Below are 11,816 nucleotides of genomic sequence, written 5' to 3'. Positions count from 1 at the left end.
ATTCTTCACTAAGATATATAGAATACCGCTTATTAACAATATGCTATTTAAATAATACATCAGCGGAAAGTGGCGTGAGGTTTGTGCATTATTTTTTATCTTTATCGAGGCATCTAACGCGAATAAGCATGGAGCGGATCCAAACTTATTATTATCTGAAGGATGAAAATTACAGGGTTGAACGACAAAAAATAGACAATACGTATGGAAAGAATCGGATTTATCGGACTAGGAAATATGGGCCATCCCATGGCAAAAAATCTGGAAAAAGCGGGATTTCCGCTTTCCGTTTATAACCGAACAGCTACAAAAGCGGAAGATTTCAAGATGCACTCCACTATTTACAGCAGCATTAAAGAATTGATTGCGCATTGTGATATTATCTTCACAATGCTTACTAATGACGATGCTGCAAAGGAAGTTTATAAGCAGGTTTTAGGTGTCTCCATAGTTGGGAAGCTCTTTGTGGATATGAGTACCATATCGCAGGAGGCGAGCATTGAAATCTCCAAAGCCATACGGATAAAAGAAGCCTCTTTTATCGATGCACCTGTTGCCGGAAGCACCAAACCCGCTGCAGAGGGGACGTTAATTATTATGGTTGGGGGAGAGGAAAAGGATGTGATACGGGCTCAACCTTATTTGGAAAAATTAGGAAAACTTGTTAAGCATTTGGGAGAGAATGGTCAGGGGATAGCAGCGAAATTATCGATTAATTATTTTCTTTCCATGATCTATCAGGGATTGGCAGAAACGGTTTTATTTTCCGAGAAACTGGGGATACATCGTAATGCTATGCTCGAAATAATCAATGAAAGTGCGAGCGGCAGTGGTGCAACAAAAGTTAAAACCGATCCATTGATCGCAAACGACTATACACCTGCTTTTGCATTGGACTTGATGCTGAAAGATATTCTTCTAGCCCAGAAGGCGGGAGCCAATTATCCATTAACTCAAGTGTTGGTTGATACATACCAGTCGGCACACGATAAAGGGTTTGGATCCGATGACGTTATTGGAATCATCAACTATTTAAAGGACGAGAAGAATAAGATATGAGAAAATCCTGAAGTGGGGAGCTTCAGGATTTTCTGTTAACCAATTATTGACTCTATTGACCGAATACTTTTGCCAGTTCTATGTCAAGTTTTTCACCACGTAAATTGACTGCTACAATATTGCCCGTGGGATCTATCAAATAATTCTGCGGCACACCTCTTACCCCATATAGCACTGCAGCATCATTGCTCCAGCCTTTTAAATCCGCCACATGAACCCAAGGCAATCCGTCTTCATCGACAGCTTTTAGCCACGCATCCCTACCTTTGTTATCATCGATGGATACAGCAAGTATTTCTAATCCCTTTGGTTTATACTTTTCGTACGCTTTAACCAGGTGTGGGTTTTCAGCACGACAAGGAGCGCACCAGCTTGCCCAAAAGTCAACTAGTACGTACTGACCTAAGAAATCAGACACTTTAACCATTTTGCCATCCATATCCGGTTGCGCGAAATCCGGAGCCTTACTACCTATTTTGATCATTTTATCCGCCAGTATTCGTGCTTCGAGTTCGCGGGCCGATGTAAGCTGTCTTACTTCCTTGGATAATTTTAAGAAGACGGGTTCGATTTCTGAAAGCTTACGTTTGTTGGCCACATCTTTCAATGCGTCGATCGAAAATATGGAATTGGGGTTATTCTGGGCAAAGATAAATTCTTTCCCTCTTCGGGCTTCAAACTTTGCCTCATATTTTTCGTTTATAGCGGTGTACTGTGCATTAGCATCAGGCGCGTCCGCTTTTACTGCAGCAAACTCTTTATTCGCGCCATCGATGATGCTCATAAAATCACCGCCGATTTCCGTAAGATATTTTGTGTAGCTATCATGCATAGGAGAGCCCGTAATCTTAGACGTGCTTAAGGAGTCTTTAATAGCCATTTTATAGGTTTCGTTACCGAGATAGAAGTAAAGCCTATCACCTGTATTCTGCACCATCATTTTGCCTTTTCCCTCTGGGTCAAATACCATTCGGGAATAGGCCGGTTCGTCGACCAAACCCGTGAATGTAAATTTACCATTTTTAATGACTGCGGAGTCTGCCATAGAAAAGCCTTCTTTGGTATAATCGAGATAAACCTTTTTTCCATCGAATTTTTTAGGAGCTGTGCCTTTTAACTCGAAGCCGTCCTGTGCAAGCAATTGAATAGGGGATAGCACCAAAAGTGCTGCTGTTAATTTTAGGATATTCATATAGATTATTTGTTTTTTATCGTTTATTTATCAATTTCCACATTTTTATTTTCTCCAGGCCATGTCCACAGGTGTACCTGGTATTCCTTCAATTTTCTTAATAAGGTTTCCGTTACGTCCCACATGGATATCCATGTAATAAATGCTGCCTTCTGACCCTGCGATAAGGGTGTTCTCATCATCCTCCAATTTCAACATGGTTACTTTGTCGTTAAATGTTGTTTCCATTTCCCGGATTTGTTGATTAATTGGGTTATACCTGTATACCTTGTTTTGTGCAGCGATGTAGATATTTCCCGTTTGTGTGGCCACCATTTTCGTGTCGGCGTTAATCCAATCCTGATGAACAAATAGTTTCTTATGTTCGGATCTGAAGTTGAAATCTCGGATATAATCACATTTAAACTTTAACTCATAAATGTTGCCGGTTGCATCTTTCATATAGGCATACGTATCCGCGTTGTTGATTTGTATGATATGTAGTAGATCCATACCTACATTGTGGGGGTCGAAAATTCCGGGATCGATGGGCGTATATTGGGTGCCAAAATACATTGGTATACCGTAGATGTTTAATCGCACAAATTGTTTTTTATCTTTTTCGTATCCAATCATGATGGTATTACCATTAATAGTACTCATGATGAACTGTGGTGCCAATTCATAATTCCCATCGGCATTATTCCCAAACATGCCGTACGTGTGCGCCTGGTCCCAGGTTTGCATGGTTCCGCCATAAAATTTGCCGTTAATTACACCCATCAGTACGCCATTGGGGTGATTTTGGAGATTCCCAATCTCTATGGTAGCGGGTGCTAAAAAGAAATTATCGCGTATCGTATTCGGCTTCACTTTTTCCAGTCCCAGGTCATCTACGTCTATTCTTACCCCTCCATTTTTGGTTACTATCCAATAGCCCAACGGAGTTGCATTATTTATACCGGTGTGACGCATGAAATATATGTGCAAGGGATCCCGTGGTAAGTTTTCTCCATTGATTGCTTCGTAAATATTTGGTTGTACGGTATTATCCGGTTTGACAAAGGAAAGTTTCGTTATTCCTTGTTCTATACTTAAAACAACGTCGCCTTTAGAAAACTCGGTGATTCCGCGAATTTTAAAATTGTGAAAATACTTCATCCCATTCGCTTTGTTTGTAATCGTTAGCCGAGTCGTATATACTTTAGCTCCATATCCAAACAGCATGCGAAGGGAAGAACCTTCATACAGATCGCGTTCCGGGTTAATGGATTCGGGAACCATGATATTCCATAGGAATTCCAGCTGGTTAGCATCAATACCCTCAAATCTCGGTTCAATGATCAGGCTGTCCCCTACTACAGCTTCATACAGCGTGTCTAAACCAATTATTTCTGGCGTAATCGGCATATTGATGTCATAGTTGCCCTTGTCCTTATAGCAGCTGCCTAAGCATGATAGCAAGAAAGCAAAGAACACAACTTGGAACATGTTGATATTTGTCTTGATTTTCATATTATCTAACCTCTCTTCCATTTTCATCTATAAAAAAATACTTTCCGGATCCTGCATTATATCGAAGTAGCATCGGCCTATTCGGATTATCCTTATGGTAAAAGGAATAAGTCGAACCATCATCTTCTGTGGTGAGTACGTAGCCTTTCTCTGGATTGTTATTTACCCAGCGGAAGGGATCATTTAGCATCATCGTAAGCACGCTCGCAATGTAGGTGTTTTTTGGTACACCAAATGGGTCGTCATCAGTGTTTGTCATATAATCTACCCCAGTTACAAGCGTGAATAATTGATGTTTTGCGCGGGAATATTCACCGAGCCATTGATCCCACCAATGCGGCTTTTCTAATCGTGCTGACAGTATAACCCGCGCACGGATAATGTTAGGGTTTTCAACACCAAAGTCTTCTGTTCCCTGTAGTTTTAAAATTACAGACACAGACCGCTCTTCTAGATCGGATACATTGTACAGAATAAGAGGAAGCCATGCGTGTCCTGAGTTAGCAACTATGGAATAATTATCTTCCAAGGGTTTATAGTGTAGTTCGGGAACTGCAGTGGAGGAGTCCTGTTCCACATAGGCCTTGTAAGTACTGCCTTGTGGAAGACGATGCCCCGTAATTCGTACAGGTAGATAGACGGTGTCTACAGCTTTTGTCATATCATAAGCGAACGTGTAAACGATACTATCGCGATCGCGTTGACTCAGGTTAAAATAAATATTTGCATCTTCTTCATAGAGCTTCAGCTCCGCTTCTTTGCAGCTAAGTAGCGACAGAAAACCAATAGATGCTAGAACGAAGTATTTTAGTTTTTTCATAATTGTTTCCATTAGATTAACGCTGTCCATAAATAATCTCATCGTCTGGCAAAGGCCAAACAAATACAGTTTGACTTGCTGGAATCGTTTCACCCTGTAGACCTATAATGGCTCTATTCAACCTTTTGTACGCGTAGAAAAGCTGTCCTTCGCCATATAGTTCCTTCCTATATTCTTTGAGCAGTTCGGTCTGAAACTGTTCCAAACTAGCGGCTTGCACTTTTGTATCGATTGCACGTTGCTCCCGAACTTCATCCAGATAAGCTAGAGCACGTATCGGATCGCTTTCATAGGTGCATTCTGCCGCTATATAATAAATCTCGCTAAGTCGGATGCCTGGTGCCATAAGGTAGTGTCTATTTGCAATAAAGGTGTCTCCTAATGGGTTACGCCGGTATTTTTGAACCGCCACTTCATTACTATTCAATCCGATAAACCACTGCGAAAATCGAATGTCTGTGGCACCTGGACCTGATGTTTCGTAGATGCTCTGCGTGTCATCTACTTCTAAATACATATAGTTTGTGTTTTCTGGGAACCAGTCTCTATTGTATTGGTTGTTCATCGCTGGGATATACCATCCAAAAAGCAGTTCTTTATAAAAGATACGATCTTTTTTGTCATTGTCTACCGCTAGGAAATCAGTTTTATTTGTCCAGGGGAATTTTTTAGCATCAATAACTATTCTCGCATTCACCATGGCATTCATCTTGTCTCCCTTGTACAAGTAAATGCGGGCTAAGGCGCCGCATACCGCATAGTAGTTTAGTCGATGCCTTCTATTTTGTAAGAATAAGCTTGGGTTATGTAATTCGGTGTTGGCCAGTGTGTCAGCATTGGGATATCCAATAATATAGGCTGATTTGCGAATTGGATCGTCTGCCAATAGTTCTTTCGCATGTTCCAGGTCGTCAATGACGGAATCCAATACTTCTGTCACCTTAGACATTGCTGTCGTTTTATTTGAATAGGAAGTTACATATGGTATCGCAGTGGCTTCTGGGTTTACCAGAGGAGCAGGGGCGAATAACCGAAGTGCATCAAAATGCAGATAGCCGCGTAGTGCTAGCGCCTCTCCCTTGATAATACGGTAATTATCTCCGATAAACAGGCGCTGTTGTCGATCGATTTGTTCTAGAATAAGATTGGCATTTACAATGCCATTATAAAGTCCCAACCATATCGCGTCTCTATGTTGCATAAAGTCAGCATCGTCGTACTTGTAGTTCTTTGTGGCTAAGTGTTTGTCGTGTTCCAGAGGTTTTATCCTGTAATTTTGCGCCAATATTTCCGGGGTGCCGACGGTAAGTTCTTTCCCGTACAGATCTGCCTTGGCACTTCGGGTATAAATTCCCAATAAAGCTTCCTTAAACCCTTCTTCGGTTGAAAAGAGAAGATCCCGATCGATATCGCTTTCTGGCTGAATATCGAGCCATTTGGAGCAGGATAAAAAAGCAGTTTGCGATAACAGCAGGATGTATATTATGAGTTTTTTCATTTTTCAGTTCGCTATGATATGTATTCTGTTTTATAGTGCTGCTTGTAAACTAAAGCTAATACTTCTTGCGAAGGGATAGTTGATCCCTCTTTCTTGCCGTACCGTAGACATTCGGAAAATATCATTGGCCGTTAGTCCTAAGCGAAGGCGGGATAACGACATTTTCTGCACCCAAGCTGTCTCGAAATCGTACGATAGGAACACAGACTGTAAGGCCAATAGATTATCGGGCATAATAAAACGAGAGGATACCCTCGTTTGTCCTTGGTCTTGTATGCTTTTATAAAAAGTGACATCGCCCGGATTCTTCCATTTTTCGGCCAATACGCGACTGTCTACGTTGTACCGCGGATCGGCGTTTTCGACACGATCGACCAGCGTTTGGTTATACATTTTAGCACCCATGCGCGCTTGGAAATAGGCTACCGCTGTTAGCTGTTTGTACCGTAGTGTACCACCAAAAAAACCTTCTAGTTTGGGGGTTGCAACAGCTACTACGGTAATATCCCTTGCATTCCAGTCATACGTCAACGACCCGTGTCTATTCAGGTATACCTCGCGTCCGCTTTCCGGATCAATACCCAAGGATGGAACAGCATAAATCGCATCTACCGACTGTCCTTCCTTAAAACGTAATAAAGGCACTCCCAAGAAGTCATTTTCTTGCTGTACATCATCAACGCGATCATTATAGCTTTTTAGCGAATTGGAAATACGCACAATTTTATTTTCATTTCGCACCATGTTCGCCATTAAGCTTAAAGTCCAATCGGTATTTCGCAGTGCGACTGCGTTGAGGTTGATCTCAAAGCCTTTATTTTCCATATCGCCCAGATTTTCTTTGTATGATGCAAAGCCGGTTGATGGCGCTACCGTAAGATCCGTCAAGATATCTTTTGTTAACTTGTAATATAGCCTCGGCGATAGGGTTATACGGTCATTAAAGAGTCCCATATCTATGCCGACATCTGTATTCTGTGTTTTTTGCCAAGTTAAGTTTTCGTTTCCATAATTACGGACGTTAGCACCAATACCTGAAGAGTACCAATTGGTTTGATCGTAGGTATAAGTAGTTGTAGACATATAGGGTGCAAAGTTGACCGAACCTGTCAAGCCCGTTGTTGCGCGTAATCGGAATAAGTTAATAACCTTGTTTTGAAACCAGGATTCGTTGTGTACATTCCAACCCAGACCGAAAGACCAGAAGGGGGCTGTGCGGTTGTTGTCCCCAAACTTTGACGAGCCGTCCATACGCACCGTAGCGTCCATAAGGAATCGGTTATCGTAAGAATAGTTTGTACTCAAAAAAGCACCGAATAATCGGGATAAAGCTAAGTAACTATATGGGCTCGCATTTTCAGCATATCCTTTCGCAAAGCCTATGCTTTGAAAGCGATCGTTGGGAAATCCAATCGCCGTAAAAGAGCGTTCATCCATGCTTTCGGTACGGATGTTGGTTCCGCCGACAACATTAAAATCGCTTTTTCCAATCCGTCTTAGCCAGTTTAAACGAACGTTTGCATCCCATTGTAGTTCGTTGTTGTAATAGCTTTCATAGCTACCTTTTTCATCTGTGCGGTCTGTCGAATAATTATAAAATTCATTCGCCATTGGCGAAATAAACTCGTCTGCTGTATTCATGCGTTTCATTAGACTAACCTGTCCGCGCAGACGTAGTCCATACCCTAAATCAAAGTCTCCGGCAAAATTATTCAGAACTTCCGTGTAACCTTGCCGATTAAAGCTGTTTAAGGTCGCGTTATATAATGGGTTCAGTACAGATTCATCGTTAGTATATCCTGATGCGTCGACACGTCTCCAGGTATCCACCCGTTGAATAATATTTCCGTTGTCGTCGGTCATGCGGTAATACGGGTTCATGCGTACATAATTGACGTAAGCACCATATGGAGATTCTGTACCCTGCACGACTGTAACCGCTAGCTCATTGAAGAAACGGATTTTGTTTTTCAGGTTGTAATTAAAGTTTAAGCCTCCGGAATACTGATTCCGCTCCGAACCTTTCATCACGCCTGGTCTGGTCTGATAGCGTACATCCACACCATAGCGGAAGCTTTCAGAGCCCCCTTCAACAAATAAACCATGCTTTTGTCCGACAGCCGTGCGTAAGGGCTGCGACAGCCAGTAGGAGTCTACGCCGCCTAATACATTTGCTAGCTTGCTATAATACAGCTCATCGAGATTACTTTGTGGCTGGCGTTGAATTTCGGAATCAAATAAGCCAGACAACCGTTCAAACTCCAGTTTTTCAGGTGCACGTAATACATTGTAGTCGCTAATGTCCGGCGCGTTGATATTGCTCTCGTGTGAATAGGTTACCTGAAGTTTTCCTTCTTTCGGTGCTTTCGTGGTGATTACCATTACACCATTTGCGGCCCGTGATCCATAGATAGCTGTAGCAGCCGCATCTTTAAGTATGGTGACTGTTTCGATACGTGTCATGTCAAGATCGAGTACTTTTTGTACACTGACTTCATACCCATCAAGTATAAAGGCTGGCATATTCGTTGTCCCCGTAATATTATCGCGACGTAATACTTCCCCACTTCCTGCGGGTAGGGCAGAGGAACCACGTACATTAATATTCGGTATCGCATTTGGGTTTGCACCAGCAAGATTATTATCCAGCAATTTAAATGAGGGATCAAATACTTGCATTGCCTGTAATACATTTTGCGGGTTCACTTGTCGGAGTTCCTCACCACTTTTTGTGATCGCTGTACCGGTGTAGGAGTCTTTCTTGATTGTCTGATAGCCCGTCACGATGACTTCTTCCACATCCGCGGCGTCCTCTTGCAGCTGTATGGGATAACTGAATTTTCCTTCCTGAAGCTTAAATACCTGGCGTTTGTAGCCTATCATCGTGACCGTAATCGTCCGGCCGTCGGGTGTTCCGGGCAATGTAAAATTACCCTCCATATCGGCAACAGCGATCATTTTACCGTCGGCGGCAAAGCTGGCTCCGGCTAGTGGTAAATTGTCCCTTCCGATAATTTTACCTTGGATGGTCTGTTGTTCCGCCTCTTCGGTTACCCGATTTGTTTTTGTTGGGACATTCCTTTCCACGGGTTTTCGTTCCAGAATAATGGTACGTTCGACGATGCGGTACGTGATATTCCGGGGAATAAGGATTTTGTCCAAAAATGCCGTTAAGGGCATATTTTTAGCCACTATATTTACGGGCTGCGCATTAGTCAACAGCTCCTTTGTACCCATAACTTCATAGGCGGTCTGCTGTTTTATCGCTTGTAGCACGGTCGTTAGCGACGTGTTTTGTCCCGTATAGGTGACAGTCTGGGTGTAGGCTGCATAACTAAATTGTAGGCATGCAACGAAATACAATAATGTACTTAGTTTGATCACTCTGATAAAGTAACTTATATTCATTAATTTTGTCGTGGTTAGTAATTGGACTACGTCCGATACGATTAATTAAAGGCCAGTTAGACCCCTGGTTGAGTTCGGCGGGAAGGTATTGCAACTACCTTTCCGCTTATTGTTCTTACATGTTCTTAAATATGTTCCCCGAACCTCCTTTCTTTTCTTTTAAGTGCAATCAATTATTTTTTAGCCTGAGATACAGCGGAAATCACCAACTTGTTATCTGCTGTGAGTTGATAGCTTAGGTCATTGCTTTCCAGTAAGGTCAATATGGTGGATAGTTTACTCGTCCGAAAAGTGCCGCCGAAAAATTCAATATCGGGCACGGTGCCTTTGTAAACGACCTCGACGTTATACCAGCGGGATACCTCTCGCATAACTTCTCTGAGCGATTTACCGTCAAAGTTAAATTTACCGTGAAGCCAGGCTAGCTCCTGTAGCACATCGACATACTTTTTAGAAATTTTCCCTCCCTCCAATACAGCTTGTTGTCCTGGATCAAGTACAGTTTCCGTTCGGTTTGCCAAAACCTGTACGCGTACCTTACCTTCCGTCAATGTTGTTTTGATTGGGTAGTCTGCTGCATAGGCGTTCACGTTGAAATGGGTGCCCAACACCGTTAATATTTGATCGTCGGTAACGACAATGAAAGGAAGGTCTGTTTTTTTCGTTACCTCAAAGTAGGCTTCTCCTTTTAGGCTAACCTCTCGTTTGTCTTTGGAAAAGGTAACAGGGTAATTTATCTCGCTGTCCGCATTGAGCTTTACGCGCGTACCATCCGGAAGTGTTACTTGATATGTCCCACCTCTCGGTGTAGCTATTTTTACAGATGCTACAGCTTTTGTATGGGCGACCACTTCACCGTCGTGGTAATTTACCCCATTTTCATCGATATAGATTTCTTGTTGGCTTTCGTCCAGCTCGAACAATCGTCCATCGGATAGCGTTATCGTCGCTTTGTTCCCCGCTGGGGCATAATCTAAGGCCGTGATAGGTGCGCCAATTGTTGTCGGCTCTCCCGTCCGCATGAAAAATATATACGAACAGACGCCAATTAGCAACAACAAGGATGCAGCGATAAGGTAGGGCCGTGAACGTATTAGGACAGGTACTTTCTCAACTACCGGATAAGGAAAAACTTTTTCCGTTAACCTGGCAAACGCTCGCTTACTATCTATTCCCGAAAAATTTTCATACGCCTGTCGCTGTTCGTCTGTGTTCTTACAGCGCCGGTAAACATCCTGATTTTTATCCGAAAGGCTTAACCAATATTGCAATAGTCCCTGCTCTGCCTCGGTTAAGTGTATCCCCTGGATCTCTTTTGCAATAATTTCACCGATAATGACGGGTTCTTCTTCGTTTTGGTACATATTTTTCCGCTTGTTACCTATATATACCACGCCGATTTAAAAAAGTACTAAAGAAAAATGTAAATTATTGAAATTTTTCTATAATAAATACACCAGAGATTAAAAGGTTGAAAGAATCTTTGTTCAGGCGGTTGCGTAAAATGGTTAGCGCGCGCAGTTTTTGATTTTTTACCGTCTGTAAGTTTATTCCCATTTCATCGGCCACTTCCTGATTACTTTTTCCTTCCAGATAAGTTGCTTTGATAATTTGTTGGGCCTTAGGAGGCAGGTTTTTTATAGCCTCATACAGTTCGCCCATAGCTTCCGCGTATACAATATGTTGTAGCTGGCTTTCCTGAAATTGTTCTTGGTTTGCTAGGTAATTATCCGTACGTATCATTCGGCGGTGCCGAGCAGTTTGCTTGTTTAATCCTATACGACGGGTCGTTTGGTATAACGATGATTTAAGATGGAGTATGCTTTGAAAATCCCGTTTGCTGTTCCATATATTTACGAAAGCTTCCTCTGCGATATCCTCTGCCTCCTTGGTCTCATCAACAAAATTAGAAGCAAATACACAAAGCCGATTGTAGTATCGGTGGAATATATACTCAAATGCCTTCTCTTTTCCATTTTTTAGATCGTAAAGTAAAAGCATTTCACTCGTATATTTCATTTTTTCTCGTTAAGAACGTGGCTAGTATGATTTATTTCGTAAATATAAGCATTATTAGATGAAAATACGGCGCGAATGAATGAATCACATTGAATCTGATTGGTGGATGAGTGCTTTTGTCACTGTTTGTGTTTAATTTAATGAATTTCGTGAGGAAAAGATGTCATAGGTTCCGGCGTCGCTAATTTAAAGTTTCTGTTTATTCTGTAGGTTAAGAATGTCGGAAGTGATTTACGGGTTGTGCTTTTAACATCCAATCCGTACCTTAGTAACATATACCAGAAAGTCTGGAAAAAGAAACAACTGTGAATGAAAGCAGCTGACCT

The 11,816-nt window shown here is 42.1% G+C and carries 8 protein-coding genes; 1 reads left to right on the top strand and 7 read right to left on the bottom strand.

Annotated features, from left to right (window positions below):
• Positions 1 to 204 precede the first annotated feature (204 nt).
• Positions 205 to 1,059 (top strand): NAD(P)-dependent oxidoreductase, encoded by an 855-nt coding sequence (locus C4F40_RS06280; RefSeq protein WP_196938497.1) that lies wholly within the window; start codon positions 205 to 207, stop codon positions 1,057 to 1,059.
• Between the two features lie 52 nt (positions 1,060 to 1,111).
• On the opposite strand, the gene C4F40_RS06275 is transcribed toward C4F40_RS06280, so the two are convergent.
• The 7 genes from C4F40_RS06275 to C4F40_RS06245 all read right to left on the bottom strand — a co-directional run bounded on the left by C4F40_RS06275 (position 1,112) and on the right by C4F40_RS06245 (position 11,490).
• Positions 1,112 to 2,251 (bottom strand): AhpC/TSA family protein, encoded by a 1,140-nt coding sequence (locus C4F40_RS06275; protein WP_196938496.1) that lies wholly within the window; start codon positions 2,249 to 2,251, stop codon positions 1,112 to 1,114.
• 45 nt (positions 2,252 to 2,296) lie between these two features.
• Positions 2,297 to 3,766: a PKD-like family lipoprotein gene (locus tag C4F40_RS06270; protein ID WP_196938495.1), complete on the bottom strand. Its 1,470-nt coding sequence runs from the start codon at positions 3,764 to 3,766 to the stop codon at positions 2,297 to 2,299.
• Complete coding sequence (locus tag C4F40_RS06265) at positions 3,747 to 4,565, bottom strand: DUF4843 domain-containing protein (protein WP_196938494.1); 819 nt, start codon at positions 4,563 to 4,565, stop codon at positions 3,747 to 3,749. The genes C4F40_RS06270 and C4F40_RS06265 overlap by 20 nt, the downstream gene beginning before the upstream one ends.
• A 16-nt stretch (positions 4,566 to 4,581) precedes the next feature.
• Positions 4,582 to 6,063 (bottom strand): RagB/SusD family nutrient uptake outer membrane protein, encoded by a 1,482-nt coding sequence (locus C4F40_RS06260; protein ID WP_196938493.1) that lies wholly within the window; start codon positions 6,061 to 6,063, stop codon positions 4,582 to 4,584.
• 30 nt (positions 6,064 to 6,093) lie between these two features.
• Positions 6,094 to 9,471, bottom strand: a complete 3,378-nt coding sequence (locus C4F40_RS06255) for a SusC/RagA family TonB-linked outer membrane protein (RefSeq protein WP_231389940.1) — start codon at positions 9,469 to 9,471, stop codon at positions 6,094 to 6,096.
• A 173-nt stretch (positions 9,472 to 9,644) separates the two neighbouring features.
• A complete protein-coding gene (locus C4F40_RS06250; protein ID WP_196938492.1) occupies positions 9,645 to 10,835 on the bottom strand; it encodes a FecR family protein in 1,191 nt (396 codons plus the stop codon).
• 64 nt (positions 10,836 to 10,899) lie between these two features.
• Positions 10,900 to 11,490 carry an RNA polymerase sigma factor gene (locus C4F40_RS06245; protein WP_196938491.1) on the bottom strand — a complete coding sequence of 197 codons (591 nt, stop codon included), beginning with the start codon at positions 11,488 to 11,490 and terminating at the stop codon, positions 10,900 to 10,902.
• Positions 11,491 to 11,816: the final 326 nt, after the last annotated feature.

This window comes from Sphingobacterium pedocola (assembly GCF_015209965.1).
GTDB classification, from domain to species: domain Bacteria; phylum Bacteroidota; class Bacteroidia; order Sphingobacteriales; family Sphingobacteriaceae; genus Sphingobacterium; species Sphingobacterium pedocola.
Note: the sequence above shows the minus strand (reverse complement) of the source record. Positions and strands in the feature narration are given on the sequence as shown.

Excerpts from the sequence above, each read along its gene's own strand:
- C4F40_RS06280 (WP_196938497.1), top strand. The coding sequence starts at position 205 with ATGGAAAGAATCGGATTTATCGGACTAGGAAATATGGGCCATCCCATG.
- C4F40_RS06275 (WP_196938496.1), bottom strand. The coding sequence starts at position 2,251 with ATGAATATCCTAAAATTAACAGCAGCACTTTTGGTGCTATCCCCTATT.
- C4F40_RS06270 (WP_196938495.1), bottom strand. The coding sequence starts at position 3,766 with ATGGAAGAGAGGTTAGATAATATGAAAATCAAGACAAATATCAACATG.
- C4F40_RS06265 (WP_196938494.1), bottom strand. The coding sequence starts at position 4,565 with ATGAAAAAACTAAAATACTTCGTTCTAGCATCTATTGGTTTTCTGTCG.
- C4F40_RS06260 (WP_196938493.1), bottom strand. The coding sequence starts at position 6,063 with ATGAAAAAACTCATAATATACATCCTGCTGTTATCGCAAACTGCTTTT.
- C4F40_RS06255 (WP_231389940.1), bottom strand. The coding sequence starts at position 9,471 with ATGAATATAAGTTACTTTATCAGAGTGATCAAACTAAGTACATTATTG.
- C4F40_RS06250 (WP_196938492.1), bottom strand. The coding sequence starts at position 10,835 with ATGTACCAAAACGAAGAAGAACCCGTCATTATCGGTGAAATTATTGCA.
- C4F40_RS06245 (WP_196938491.1), bottom strand. The coding sequence starts at position 11,490 with ATGAAATATACGAGTGAAATGCTTTTACTTTACGATCTAAAAAATGGA.